This is a genomic window from Devosia lacusdianchii (assembly GCF_022429625.1).
In the GTDB taxonomy this organism is placed as follows: Bacteria; Pseudomonadota; Alphaproteobacteria; order Rhizobiales; family Devosiaceae; genus Devosia; species Devosia lacusdianchii.
The window spans coordinates 2,243,457-2,255,966 of the sequence record NZ_CP092483.1 but is presented as its reverse complement, the minus strand read 5'-3'; the positions used below and the strand labels follow the sequence as shown (position 1 = coordinate 2,255,966).

Here is a 12,510-nt window from a genome sequence, read left to right as displayed (position 1 = left end):
AGGGTGGCCTTGCGGCCCTGTCGGCCCGGCCACATATTAGGCGCATGGCAGAGAAAGTCCCAAGCGCGACGCCCAAACCGGGAGTGCCGCAACAAGGCAAGGTCAGTGGCGATGTCGCGGCTTTCGTCGAGAAAGTCGGCGCGATGGCGCGGCCGAATGCTGCGCAGGATGGTCGGCTGCTGTTCGCGCTGGACGCGACGATGAGCCGCCAGCCGACCTGGGACCTGGCTTGCTCGCTGCAGGGCGAGATGTTCAAGGCCATTCCCAAGGCGAGCGCCTTGCAGGTGCAGTTGCTGTATTTCCGCGGGTTCGGCGAGTGTCGGGCCTCGAAATGGGTGGTGGATGCCGGAGCTCTGGCAAAGCTGATGACCGGCATCGACTGCCGTGGCGGCAATACCCAGATTTCCAAGGTTTTCGCGCATGCGCGGGCCGAGCATGCCAAGCGGCGGATCAATGCCGTGGTCTTTGTCGGCGACGCGATCGAGGAGAATGTGGACGAACTGGCGGACAAGGCCGGGCAACTCGGCCTGCTCGGGTGCCCGTTGTTCATTTTCCAGGAAGGGCGGGACAGTCGGGTCGAGGCGGCGTTCCGCGAGTTTGCCCGGCTGACCAAGGGCGCCTATGCCCGTTTCGATGCGTCGGCACCGCAGGAGCTGGCGGCACTCCTCAAGGCCGTTGCGGCCTATGCCAGCGGTGGCAAGGACCTGCTGAAATTGCAGGGGAGCAGCCACGCTCAGGTCCTGCTCGCGCAGTTGCCCAAATGACTTATGTGTTCGTTGGCGCGGCGGTGCTGCTGGCGGGGCTGGCGGCCTATCAATATCTTCGCCAGTTCGACCGACACAGTCTGATGCAGGGGATGCGCTGGGTGGTGGGCGGCGGCGCGGCACTCTTGGCCGCGGGGCTGCTGTTTGCGCGGCGCATCGATATCGCCGTATTCGTCGGGGCGGCGGCGTTCTCGATCTTGCGCACCGGGCGACTGGGGCCGTTCTCGTTCGACGGCGGGGCGGTGGACGCGGGCAATATCTCGAGGGTCAAGAGCCGCTATTTCGCGATGGAACTGGACCACGATACCGGCGCGGTGGCCGGTCGCGTGGTTACGGGCAAATTCTCGGGCGCTGATCTGATGGCGCTGGGAGAGCAGGATACCCGTGCTCTCATTGCCGAGGTTGAGTGGGACCCAGATAGTCTCAGCCTGCTCGAAAGCTGGCTCGACGCCAACAGAAGCGGTTGGCGGGAGTATTTTGCCGAGACCGCCGCCGGCGAGGCTGCAGCGGCTGAGGCGGCGACCGACCCGCTGGCAGAGGCGTACGCCGTGCTCGGCCTGGAGCCCGGCGCATCCGACGAGGATATCAGAGCGGCACATCGCGAGCTGATGAAAGGGGTGCATCCCGATCATGGCGGATCGAGCTATCTGGCGTCCAAGATCAACGAAGCACGGGACCGACTGCTGAAGCGCTAGGCCCTTGGACCAATCGGTTCAGATGGCGGCTATGTTGCCGCGACCTCGTGGTTCGACAAGCTCACCATGAGGCCCAGTGCGTGACAGCCCACGATCACCTATCCAGGCAGTTCGGACTACCGATGTTAACGCCCTGTTAACCATGCGAGCCGTTGGTAGCACGGGGCGTGATGCACACTGATTTGGGGGGGCAGCGATGGCGCGTGATGGTGCGCATGTCATTGTAGTGGGGAACGAAAAGGGCGGGTCGGGCAAATCGACCACGGCGTTTCACCTTGCCATCTACCTGCTGCATGCGGGCTATCGGGTTGCCACTGTCGATGTCGACAGCCGGCAACAGACGTTCACGCACTATGTGCGCAATCGGCGCGCCCATATCCAGGAGCGCGGGCTGAGCCTGCCCAATCCCAAGCATTTTCATCTGCCATCAGCCTGGGGCGACTCCATCGCCGATAACCACAAGGCTGAGTTCGAGGTCTTCCGTCGTGCCGTGGGCGAAGTCGAGGACAGCGTCGATTTCCTCGTTATCGATACGCCAGGCTTCGATACGAACCTGACGCGGCTGGCGCATTCGCTGGCCGATACGCTGGTGACGCCGGTCAATGACAGCCTGATCGACATCAATGTGCTGACGCGGATCGATCCGGAGAGCGGACTGCCGATCGAAACCGGCCATTACGCCCGATTGGTGCAGCGTGCCCGTTCGGAACGTCTCGCGATCGATGGCGAGAGCGTCGATTGGGTGCTGGTGCGGAATCGCATATCGATGCTGGCCTCGCGCAATGCGCGACAGGTGCAAACGACGCTGGACGCCATCGCGACCCGCTTCGGCTGCCGGGTGGCGGACGGCATAGCCGAGCGCGTGATCTTCCGCTCGCTGTTTTCGACGGGAATGACCGTGTTCGATCCGCTCGATGACGATGGTGGCGCTGAGAGTGCGACGGTGTCGCATGTGAGTGCGCGGCAGGAATATCGCAATCTGGTGGCGGCGCTGAACCTGCCGCTGGACCGCCTGGAACCGGTGCGGTTATCGGCCTAGGACGGCCGCGCCACGCGTTAAGCGTTTAACCATTATTCACCATTCCCGCCTTGCCAGCGTCACGTGGAGGCCGGACAATCCACGTAGTTGTACTGGAGTCCGCTCGTGGCCGGGCAAGGCGTGCATGTTATCGTGGTCGGCAATGAGAAGGGCGGGTCGGGCAAGTCCACGACGGCCTTCCACTTGGCCATTTTCCTGCTGCACCAGGGATTCAAGGTCGCTTCCATCGATGTGGACAGCCGCCAGCAGACGCTGACGCATTATGTGCGCAACCGGCGCGATTGGGCCAAGGCGCGCGGTCTCGCCGTGCCGCACACAACCCATTTTCATCTGCCGCTGACGCGAGGAGACTCGGTCAAGGAAAACCACCGGGTTGAGTTCGACCTGTTCCGGCAGGCGATCGGAGAGGTCGAGCACGATGCCGACTTCCTCGTCATCGATACGCCGGGCTTCGATACCAACCTCACGCGGCTGGCGCATTCGCTGGCCGATACGCTGGTGACGCCGGTCAATGACAGCCTGATCGATCTCAACGTCATGGCGCAGATCGATCCGGTGACGGGCGAGCCGCGCGAGATGAGCCATTATGCCCGGCTGGTGCAGCGCGCCCGCTCCGAGCGCCTGCAGATCGATGGGCGCACGATCGACTGGGTGCTGGTGCGCAACCGCATCTCCATGCTGTCATCGCGCAATATGCGGCAGGTGCAGACCATGCTGGAGCGGATCGCCGTCCGCCTGGGGTGCCGGGTGGTCGAAGGGATTGCCGAGCGCGTGATCTTCCGGTCGTTGTTTCCCACGGGAATGACGGTGTTCGATCCGCTGGATGACGAGCTGCTGGGCGGGTTGCCGTCGATGTCCCACATGAGTGCGCGGCAGGAGTATCGAAGCCTCGTTTCGGCGCTCAACCTGCCGATCAGCCGGAAAGCAGCGGCGCGCAAGGCACTGGAGGCGTCGCGGGCGGCCAAGGACAAGGCTCCGCATTTCGAGCACATGGCGGACGGCGACTAGCTCAAATCGCGTGCGGGCTGGGTGCGAAGGTTGTGGGATTTACGGGCTGGTTCCGGGCTGGCGAGCATAGACGCCGGTGAAGCTCACGTTCATCCCACCGCAGAGGTCATTGTCCGCGGCAAGCAGAAATTCTCCGGCGAGCCAGAGTTGGACGCTGCAGTCGGTGGATGCTGGGTCGAAGGGCAACGTGTTCCACTCGTCGTCGAAGCTGAAGGCCAGCCGGTTGGTCTTGGGTTTGGCCACGGCGCCGAAATTGCCGACATTGATCGCACCCTTGGCGACCCGCTCCGGATCGGACATACCCCAAGTGGCGGTTCCGCTCAGGCTGACCATCCCGTTGCCCTTGTGAATGGCGATGAATTGCTCGCTGCCTGATTGCCAACTGCCGCTCCAATCGGTGGCGATCTCCCGGTCCGGCTCGACGAGGTCCGTGAGGACATTGCCGCTTTCCATCGCGTAGCCGGGCGCCGGGCCGATGCGGACCGCGCAGGCGAGGCGCCGGTCGAGGCCGGAGGTGATGACGATGCGATCGCCGGTCCGCAGCGGTTCACTGTCAGGGCATTTGCCGCCCGCAGAGCACTCATTGATGAGGTGGAAGGGGGCCGGCGTATTCACGGTGGCGGCGACCGGAGAAAATCCGGGGGCCATCATATCCACCCGCGGATCGCACTCGGCAGCAAGGCTGGTTGCGAGCGGAAGCGCGAGGCAGGCGGCAAGGGCGAGGGCGGCGCGTCTGGGCATGGGACCTCCGGGACCGAAGCTCTAACCCGGTGTGGCGCCGCGAGGAAGCCTTAGCGCCTGCCGAAGCTCATGCGGAGGGCGCGGGCGCCGCCGGGGGCAAAGACGTCGATATCGATGCTGACCGGCTCCTGCACCATGCGGCGGGTGCGGGCCGAAAGCGCCAGGACGACGCCGAGCAGGTCGCCGACCGAGCGCTTGCGCGGGAGCATGCGCTGGGTCATGCCTGATAGCACGCGGTTGCGCGCGGCCATGTCAGCTGACGAGAGCGGTGAGCGGCCGACGAAGTTGGCCAGCTCGGTGAGGGCAGTACGTTCGCTCATTGGGCTACTCCAAACACAGGCACCAATTTGCTTCCCCGGGGCGGCCGGTGGTCACGTGGACCCCGGCTCATGTTGTCGTCGCGTTAGCTCTGCATCGCCAGGCAGGAGAGGTTCTGCTGCTTGAGCTGGTTGCACATGGCGGTGGCATCGTCGCGTCCGCCGAAGCCGACGAAGCGGGCGCGGTAGAACACCTGGCCGTTCTTTTCGAAGCGCTCGACATAGGAGCGGAAGTCGCTGAGGTTGCCGGCCTTGCCGGCGGCATCGGCCAGCATGGCGCGGGCGCTGTCTTCCGACGGACCGGCGCCGATCTGCACGACCCAGCCGCCCGGCATGACGCTGGTATCGGCCGTTTGCACGGAGCCCGAAGTCATCAGGTCGACCGGCTGTTCCGCATTGCCATTGACGGCGGCGGGCGGCTCGAAGCCGAGCGGGGTGGACGGCGCGGTCTGGCCAAGGGCGGATGGCGGGGCGCCCAGATTGTAGCTTTCGCTGAGCCACGCGCCGATGACGTCCTGGCTCGGATAAGCCGGCTGCGGCGCCTGCGATGGGGCGGCGAGGATATTGGCGGCCTGCACGGCCGGCTGCAGGCCCAGATCGGCCGGCATGGGCGCAGGGACTGGTGCGGCGCTAGCCACGACGGCTGCGGGCATCTGCTGGAGCGGCGCCTGAGGTTGCGCGCCATTGGCGGCCACGAGCTGGGCGAGGCGGAAGCCGGGAAGGGGCATCGGCATAACAAAGACGGGTGTCGACGACGGCGACTGCGCTACCGCGACCTGGACATTGCCCTGGCGGCCCGGCTGCGGAATCATGGCGGTCTGCAGATAATCGCCGCGACGGCCTTTGGGCAGGTAGTTGGCGACCAGCTGGCGAACCTTCTCGTCGCGGGCGCCGGCCGAGTTGAAGCCGAAGGCGACGACGACGATGTGGCGGCCATCTTTGCGGGCAGCAGTCAGCAGGTTGGAGCCGGCGGCGTTGATATAGCCGGTCTTGATGCCGTCGACGGCGCCCATATAGCCCAGCACGCGGTTGTGGTTGCCGTAGGTGTTGCGGCCGTAGCTGAAGCTGCGGGTCTGGAAGAATTCGTAATAGCTCGGGAAGTGCTGGTAGATGGCGATGCCGAGGATCGCCTGGTCGCGCACGGTGGTGATCTGGCCACCATCAGGCAGGCCCGAGGCATTGCGGTAGGTGGTGTTGCGCATGCCCAGGGCGCGGGCCGTGGCCGTCATGCGTTCGGCGAATTTTTCTTCTGAGCCGGAAATGTGCTCGGCGATCACGCGGGCCATATCGTTGGCCGACAGGGTGACCAGCGACTTGATGGCGTCTTCGACGGTGATTTCAGCACCGGCGCGCAGGCCGAGCTTGGTCGGCACAGCGGCAGCCGCGTGACGCGACACGGTCATCTTGGTCGAGAGGCGGATATTACCGGCGCTCAGCTCCTGGAACAGGACATAGAGCGTCATCACCTTGGCCACCGATGCTGGGTAGCGGCGGCTATCGGCAGCTTCTTCGTAAAGAACCTGGCCGGATTTGGCATCGACGACGATGCCTGCATACTTGCGTAGATTTTCAATGGCCTGGGCGGGCGCTGCCGTGTGGGCGCTGACCGCGAGGGCGACAAGGACTGCGGCAAAGGCGCGAATGAACACTACGCGCCATGGGGTTTTCGCCTGAGAAGCCACCCGGTACTCCAACTCTTACTCTCGGACGCTTCTGCGGCCGTACGCAACAACACTGGGAGGATGGTTTCGGGGAGCCCCACGCGCCCGGATCATCCAGTAACGCGATGAGCTTACGTCCAGCCCGTTACCATTCCGTAAAATGCAAACGATTTTGGCGTGGGTGTGGAGATGGGGTGACGGATGAGGGGCGGGGCTCTTGCGGCGCTGTTTCCTAGACCTCTTGGTGAGCCTGTCGAACCACGAGGTCGCGGGCACCGATGGTCTTCACCGTCTACATTCTGGAATGCTCCGATGGGTAGTATTACACCGGTTTGACCAGGCGGTCCGTGGAGGAGCGGGTGTGGGGGCACATTGCGGGTGTTGTCGAAGAGGACATCACTCGCGACGCCCTGTGGTCCTGAAATGCACGGAGGGTATTCGAGCGGGTGACCGCTGCCATAGTGCGGGAGCAGCAGATCAAGAAATGGTCTCGACGCAAGAAAGAAGCGCTGATTGCCGGTGACTACGAGCCGCGGTTCACGGATGAGTGAGGAAATGGCCCATCACCCCGGGAAACCCCGCCATTCGGGCATAGCCCTCATGGCCTCCCCGCCTAAAATCGCTCCACCGGAGCGATTTTGCCTGCGGTCGGCTTGGAGCCCCTTAACAGTGACGATCTTTTGCCTACATAATGGTCCTCACCATGCTGCTTCGTTTTCTCTACGACAGATGTTTGCCCATGATTGCCACTGACCTCCTCGCTTTGACCGATGAGGCCCCAGCCGCGCTGCGTCTGGAGCCTGTGCCCGCCCATGCGGGGCCAAAGGAGGACGACGCCGACAAGGGTGGCGGGAAGGGTGGAACCGAAACCGGGACCATCACCAAGACCCGCCCCAAGACCAAGCGCCCGAACCTCTATCGGGTGCTGCTTCTCAATGACGACTACACGCCGATGGAGTTCGTCATTCTCGTTCTGCAGGACGTCTTCAACAAATCGCGTGAAGAGGCCGTGCAGATCATGCTGCATGTTCACCAAAAGGGGGTGGGTGAGTGCGGCGTATATCCATACGAAGTGGCCGAGACCAAGGTCACACGGGTCATGGATACGGCACGCAAGAACCAGCATCCGCTGCAATGCGTGATGGAAAAGCAATAGGAACATCATATGCCCTCATTTTCTCGCGGACTTGAAAAGGCTCTGCATCAGGCGATGAACCTGGCGCGTGAGCGCAACCATGAGTTCGCAACGCTCGAGCACCTGCTGCTGGCCCTGACCGACGACCGCGAAACGATCGCCGTGCTCACCGGCTGCGATGTCGATATCGACGCGCTCAAGAGCGACCTCGAAGATTTCATCAATGAAGAGCTGGACAGCCTGATCGTGGCCAATGGCCAGGATGCGCGGCCGACCGCCGCGTTCCAGCGCGTCATCCAGCGTGCCGTGATCCACGTCCAGTCATCTGGCCGCGAAGAGGTCACCGGTGCCAATGTGCTCGTAGCGATCTTCGCCGAGCGCGAAAGCCATGCCGCCTATTTCCTCGAACAGCAGGATATGAGCCGGCTCGACGCGGTCAATTTCATCAGCCACGGGATCACCAAGTCCGGTCCCAGCGAGGAGCGCAAGGTGCGGGGTGCCGAGGATGGCGAGAGCCATGGCGAAGGCGGCGCAGAAGCCAAGAAGAGCTCTGCTCTGGCCGATTTCTGCGTCAACCTCAACGAGAAGGCGCGGGCCGGCAAGATCGACCCGCTGATCGGGCGCGATGCCGAGCTGCGCCGGACCATCCAGGTGCTGTGCCGCCGCTCGAAGAACAATCCGATCTATGTCGGTGATGCCGGCGTGGGTAAGACCGCGATTGCCGAAGGCCTGGCTCGCAAGATCATCGAGGGCGACGTGCCCGAAGTGCTCAAGGAAGCGGTGATCTACGCGCTCGACATGGGCTCGCTGCTGGCCGGCACCCGCTATCGCGGCGACTTCGAGGAACGCCTCAAGGCCGTGATGAAGGAGCTCGAAAAGCTCCCGAACTCGGTGCTGTTCATCGACGAAATCCACACCATGATCGGCGCTGGCGCAACCTCCGGCGGTGCGCTCGATGCGTCGAACCTGCTCAAGCCGGCTTTGGCTTCGGGCGCGATCCGCTGCATCGGCTCGACTACCTACAAGGAATATCGCCAGTTCTTCGAGAAGGATCGGGCGCTGGTCCGCCGGTTCCAGAAGATCGACGTCAACGAGCCGTCGATCCCTGATGCCATCGAGATCATCAAGGGCCTGCGGCCGTATTACGAAGAGTTCCACAAAATCAAGTTCACCGACGATGCCCTCAAGGCGGCGGTGGAGTTGAGCGCGCGGTATATCAATGACCGCAAGCTGCCGGACAAGGCGATCGACGTGCTCGACGAAACGGGTGCCAGCCAGATGCTGGTGACCGAGGACAAGCGCAAGAAGGTGATCGACGTCGAGGATATCGAGGCGACCATCGCCACGATCGCGCGCATTCCGCCAAAATCGGTCTCCAAGTCCGATGCCGAGCTGCTGTCGAGCCTTGAGCAGAGCCTCAAGACCGTAGTGTTCGGTCAGGATGCGGCCATCACGGCGCTGTCGTCGGCCATCAAGCTGGCGCGTGCCGGCCTGCGCGAACCGGAAAAGCCGATCGGCTCGTATCTCTTCACCGGCCCGACCGGTGTCGGTAAGACCGAAGTGGCCAAGCAGCTCGCCGATACGCTCGGCGTGGAACTGCTGCGCTTCGACATGTCCGAATATATGGAGCGCCACACGGTCAGCCGCCTGATCGGTGCCCCGCCGGGCTATGTCGGGTTCGACCAGGGCGGCCTGCTGACCGATGGCGTGGACCAGCATCCGCACTGCGTGGTGCTGCTCGACGAAATCGAGAAGGCGCATCCGGACCTCTACAACATCCTGTTGCAGGTGATGGACCACGGCAAGCTGACCGATCACAACGGCAAGTCGGTGGATTTCCGCAACGTCATCCTGATCATGACGTCGAATGTCGGCGCCATGGAGCTGGCCAAGAGCCCGATCGGGTTCGGACGCAAGCGCGAGCAAGGCGATGACGAAGAGGCGATCAACCGCCTGTTCACGCCGGAATTCCGCAACAGGCTCGACGCGATCATCTCGTTTGCCCCGCTACCGCGCGAAGTCGTGCGCCGCGTGGTCGAGAAGTTCGTGCTGCAGCTCGAAGGCCAGTTGGCCGAGCGTGGCGTGACGATCGTGCTGCAGCCTGAGGCCGCTGATTGGCTGGCCGAACGCGGTTACGACGAACGCATGGGCGCGCGCCCACTGGGTCGCGTGATCCAGGAGCACATCAAGAAGCCGCTGGCCGATCAGGTGCTGTTCGGCGAATTGGTCAATGGTGGCACGGTGACCGTCGCCGTGGTTGGCGAAGGCAGCGAGGCCAAGCTGGAGCTGATCGCGGTACCACCGCGCCCAGCCAAGCCCAAGGCCTTGCCCAAGCCCAAGAAGCCAAAGGCAACCGCCGACAAGAGCTAATGAAAGGGCCCGGAGCGATCCGGGCCTTTTTTTGTTGGTGGCAGTCTGTGGCTGTTGGAAACGGCTGCGTGCTGCGGAGCTAGGCGGTGGCCTGCCGCTCCAGCCATGCGAGGATTGCGCCGTTCGTTTCCTCCGGCTTTTCTTCCTGAATCCAATGGCCTGTATCCAGCGTGACCACGTCCGCATTCGGAACAAAGGTCGTCAGTCGTTCGGATGGCGGGATGGTGTCGCGCGCGCCATAGATCATGAGCGTGGGGTGCTTGATGACGGGGTCTGCGTCCGCCAGCAGGTGCCAGTTGCGGTCAAGATTGCGGTACCAGTTGATGCCGCCCGTGAACCCGGATTTCTCGAAGGCCGAGACGAACACGGCCAACTCGTCGTCGCTCATCAGGGGCTCGCCGAGCGGCGTGTCCGTCTGGGCAAGGTTGATCATCATCATGCCCGGTTCGGGCGCCCGCTGGGGCTCGTTTTTGCGGTAGAGGTTGCGCAGGAAGCGGGCCGTATTCTGGTCTAGCATGGTGTCGGCCACGCCCGGCTGCCGATTGAAGTGGACGAAGTAGTAGTCGCTACCGAGTAGCTGCTCCAGGAACTCGATCCAGGGTATTTCACCGCGTTCCTGGTAGGGCAGGCTCAGGTTCACGATCTTGGTGACCCGGCTCGGATGCAGCAGTGCCAGCCCCCAGACGACCGAGGCACCCCAGTCATGGCCGACAAAGGTGGCATTGTGGTAGCCGTAGTGATCCAACAGTGCGACGAGATCGCCTGACAGGTGCTCGATATCATAAGCCGCCACTTCGGCTGGACGCGATGAATTGCCGTAGCCCCGCTGGTTCGGAACGATCACGTGATAGCCTGCCGCGGCCAAGGCTGGCACCTGATGACGCCACGAAAAGGCGTGCTCGGGCCAGCCGTGACAGAGCACGACTGGTTTTCCGTGGTTCTCCCGGCCTGCCTCGAAGACTTCGAGTTCAACGCCATTGACCGCGACAAGGATGGGGTTGGGAAAGTCGAGTGAATTGAGCATCGTGTCTCACCTTGCTGATTTGTGTGACCGCTGCCTAAAGTTGAATGGTGCCAAACTTTGTCACCATTCAACTTCATCATCACCAAATGACAGCTCGCCTCCGACAAGACGCCATCGTTCGCAGCCTCCGCCGGAATGGCACGTCGACCATCGCGGAACTAGCGGAGGGCGTTGGCGCGTCCCGACGCACTGTTCTGCGCGACATCAGCGCCTTGCGTTATGAGGGATTTGTCATTCATTCCGAGGCAGGGCGCGGGGGCGGCCTGCAACTGGATCCGCAATCGGTCCAGGCCACGGCGCGATTGTCAGTTGCCGAGGTCTTTGCTCTGCTTATCAGCGTTGCATCCATGCGCGCAGCCGGAAACTTGCCGTTCTGGACCTTCGCTGATGCCGGGCTTGCCAAGATCGAGAAAGCCTTGCCCGCCGACAAGCTGCGTGACCTGCGCCGGTTCCTCGATTGCCTCCATGTCGGGCGGCTGTCGCCGCAGGTCGACATTACCAATATGGGGACGATGGACCCCGCGCTGCTCCCGGCATTCGAGACCGCATTTCTCGGCCGACGACAGTTGCGCTTTCAATACCGGGACGTAAAGGGGGCGATGACCGACCGGCTCGTCGAGCCTCAGGCCATGCTGATCCTGCCGCCTCTGTGGTACCTGGTGGCCTGGGACCCGGCGCGCAACGCCTTTCGCCATTTTCGGATGGACCGGATCAGGGCACCGGAAGTCGATGAGGGCACGACATTCCAACGCCGGCATGTGCCGTTTGAAGATCACGTCCGCCCGGTTCGCGATCTATCCCGCTAAGGCAGCAGCAAGCTGACATAGCGAGCTGCAAGCGCGACGCGATGGGAGGTGGTCTCATTATGAGAGCCGTGCCAGAGAGTGCCGGCGACTTCCTGATTTTGCTAGATTCCGCCGCGACACGAGGGCCACACCATGCTGAACGACAAAACGATCGCGATCACGGGTGCCGCGCGCGGGCTTGGTGCGGCGCTGGCCATAATAGCGGCTGACCAAGGTATGCGCCCCATATTGCTGGGCCGAAACGCTTCGGCGCTGGAGGGGGTCGCCGGCCTCATCGAGCAGCGCGTGGGACGACGGCCCGTCTGGGTGCCGTGCGACCTCGTCGATCCTGCCTCGATCGCCGCAGCGGTCGCAACAATCGAGCGCGTTTCGCCCGAACTCGATATTCTGATCAATTCGGGTTCGCAGTGGACGGGCGGTGATTTCGCCAGCCAGAGCGACGAGCAGATCGCATCGGTCGTCAATTCCACCGTCACCGGCACCATGATGCTGAGCCGTCGGCTTTTGCCGCTGCTCAGGGCGCGTCCGCGGGCCGATATCCATACCATCGTGTCGATGAATGGCCTGCCTTATGCGCGCCTGCGCACTTCGTCGGTACCATTCATGGCGGCCAAGGCGGCGCAGAGCGGCTTTGTGCAGGCGCTGACGGAAGAACTGGTCGGTACCAATATTCGCGTGACTTCGGTCTTTCCCGGCATCATCGAGGATGTCATGCCCACCGAGTCCGGATGGTCGGAGGAGCGAGGAAGCGCCGATATGCTCAGCAATCGGAATGTGGTGGAAGCCATCCTTCATATATTGAGTCAGCCGGCAAACGTGGCGATCCGTTCGCTGGTCATCGAGCGGGCAAAGACGGATTTCCTCAATTAGGCACTGGCGACTCCGCGGAAGCTGCAAGCCGGTAGGGCGATGAAAGCGCCCGAGCTGAGGGTGTCACGTCCGAACTTGCT

The 12,510-nt window shown here is 63.1% G+C and carries 12 protein-coding genes; 8 read left to right on the top strand and 4 right to left on the bottom strand.

Annotated features, from left to right (window positions below):
• The first annotated feature begins 44 nt into the window (after positions 1–44).
• The 4 genes from MF606_RS10965 to MF606_RS10950 all read left to right on the top strand — a co-directional run bounded on the left by MF606_RS10965 (position 45) and on the right by MF606_RS10950 (position 3,506).
• Positions 45–764 carry a VWA domain-containing protein gene (locus tag MF606_RS10965; protein ID WP_240229283.1) on the top strand — a complete coding sequence of 240 codons (720 nt, stop codon included), beginning with the start codon at positions 45–47 and terminating at the stop codon, positions 762–764.
• Positions 761–1,459 (top strand): DnaJ domain-containing protein, encoded by a 699-nt coding sequence (locus MF606_RS10960; RefSeq protein WP_240229282.1) that lies wholly within the window; start codon positions 761–763, stop codon positions 1,457–1,459. The genes MF606_RS10965 and MF606_RS10960 overlap by 4 nt, the downstream gene beginning before the upstream one ends.
• A gap of 196 nt (positions 1,460–1,655) precedes the next feature.
• Entirely contained in the window at positions 1,656–2,498 is an 843-nt protein-coding gene (locus MF606_RS10955; protein WP_240229281.1) for a division plane positioning ATPase MipZ, read from the top strand.
• A gap of 105 nt (positions 2,499–2,603) precedes the next feature.
• Positions 2,604–3,506 carry a division plane positioning ATPase MipZ gene (locus MF606_RS10950; protein WP_240229280.1) on the top strand — a complete coding sequence of 301 codons (903 nt, stop codon included), beginning with the start codon at positions 2,604–2,606 and terminating at the stop codon, positions 3,504–3,506.
• 39 nt (positions 3,507–3,545) lie between these two features.
• Here the strand turns inward: MF606_RS10950 and MF606_RS10945 are convergent, their stop codons facing one another.
• The 3 genes from MF606_RS10945 to MF606_RS10935 form a co-directional block, all read right to left on the bottom strand.
• A complete protein-coding gene (locus tag MF606_RS10945) occupies positions 3,546–4,247 on the bottom strand; it encodes a hypothetical protein (RefSeq protein WP_240229279.1) in 702 nt (233 codons plus the stop codon).
• A gap of 50 nt (positions 4,248–4,297) precedes the next feature.
• Positions 4,298–4,567 (bottom strand): hypothetical protein, encoded by a 270-nt coding sequence (locus MF606_RS10940; RefSeq protein WP_240229278.1) that lies wholly within the window; start codon positions 4,565–4,567, stop codon positions 4,298–4,300.
• A gap of 83 nt (positions 4,568–4,650) precedes the next feature.
• Positions 4,651–6,246: an SPOR domain-containing protein gene (locus MF606_RS10935; protein ID WP_240229277.1), complete on the bottom strand. Its 1,596-nt coding sequence runs from the start codon at positions 6,244–6,246 to the stop codon at positions 4,651–4,653.
• A 718-nt stretch (positions 6,247–6,964) separates the two neighbouring features.
• On the opposite strand from MF606_RS10935, the gene clpS reads away from it, so the two are divergent.
• Both clpS and clpA read left to right on the top strand, forming a co-directional pair.
• The gene (gene clpS, locus MF606_RS10930; RefSeq protein ID WP_240229276.1) at positions 6,965–7,381 is read left to right on the top strand and encodes an ATP-dependent Clp protease adapter ClpS; all 417 of its coding nucleotides are present in this window, start codon (positions 6,965–6,967) and stop codon (positions 7,379–7,381) included.
• Positions 7,382–7,390: 9 nt separating this feature from the next.
• Positions 7,391–9,730 (top strand): ATP-dependent Clp protease ATP-binding subunit ClpA, encoded by a 2,340-nt coding sequence (gene clpA / locus MF606_RS10925; protein WP_240229275.1) that lies wholly within the window; start codon positions 7,391–7,393, stop codon positions 9,728–9,730.
• A 79-nt stretch (positions 9,731–9,809) separates the two neighbouring features.
• On the opposite strand, the gene MF606_RS10920 is transcribed toward clpA, so the two are convergent.
• Positions 9,810–10,754, bottom strand: coding sequence for an alpha/beta fold hydrolase (locus MF606_RS10920; protein WP_240229274.1), 945 nt, complete (start codon positions 10,752–10,754; stop codon positions 9,810–9,812).
• 86 nt (positions 10,755–10,840) lie between these two features.
• Between MF606_RS10920 and MF606_RS10915 the strand changes: the two genes are divergently transcribed.
• Positions 10,841–11,560, top strand: a complete 720-nt coding sequence (locus MF606_RS10915) for a helix-turn-helix transcriptional regulator (RefSeq protein WP_240229273.1) — start codon at positions 10,841–10,843, stop codon at positions 11,558–11,560.
• Between the two features lie 132 nt (positions 11,561–11,692).
• Entirely contained in the window at positions 11,693–12,430 is a 738-nt protein-coding gene (locus MF606_RS10910) for an SDR family oxidoreductase (RefSeq protein WP_240229272.1), read from the top strand.
• Positions 12,431–12,510: the final 80 nt, after the last annotated feature.

Bases quoted from the DNA above. Each gene is read 5' to 3' on its own strand.
- MF606_RS10965 (WP_240229283.1), top strand. From the start codon at position 45: ATGGCAGAGAAAGTCCCAAGCGCGACGCCCAAACCGGGAGTGCCGCAA.
- MF606_RS10960 (WP_240229282.1), top strand. From the start codon at position 761: ATGACTTATGTGTTCGTTGGCGCGGCGGTGCTGCTGGCGGGGCTGGCG.
- MF606_RS10955 (WP_240229281.1), top strand. From the start codon at position 1,656: ATGGCGCGTGATGGTGCGCATGTCATTGTAGTGGGGAACGAAAAGGGC.
- MF606_RS10945 (WP_240229279.1), bottom strand. From the start codon at position 4,247: ATGCCCAGACGCGCCGCCCTCGCCCTTGCCGCCTGCCTCGCGCTTCCG.
- MF606_RS10940 (WP_240229278.1), bottom strand. From the start codon at position 4,567: ATGAGCGAACGTACTGCCCTCACCGAGCTGGCCAACTTCGTCGGCCGC.
- clpS (WP_240229276.1), top strand. From the start codon at position 6,965: ATGATTGCCACTGACCTCCTCGCTTTGACCGATGAGGCCCCAGCCGCG.
- clpA (WP_240229275.1), top strand. From the start codon at position 7,391: ATGCCCTCATTTTCTCGCGGACTTGAAAAGGCTCTGCATCAGGCGATG.
- MF606_RS10920 (WP_240229274.1), bottom strand. From the start codon at position 10,754: ATGCTCAATTCACTCGACTTTCCCAACCCCATCCTTGTCGCGGTCAAT.
- MF606_RS10915 (WP_240229273.1), top strand. From the start codon at position 10,841: ATGACAGCTCGCCTCCGACAAGACGCCATCGTTCGCAGCCTCCGCCGG.
- MF606_RS10910 (WP_240229272.1), top strand. From the start codon at position 11,693: ATGCTGAACGACAAAACGATCGCGATCACGGGTGCCGCGCGCGGGCTT.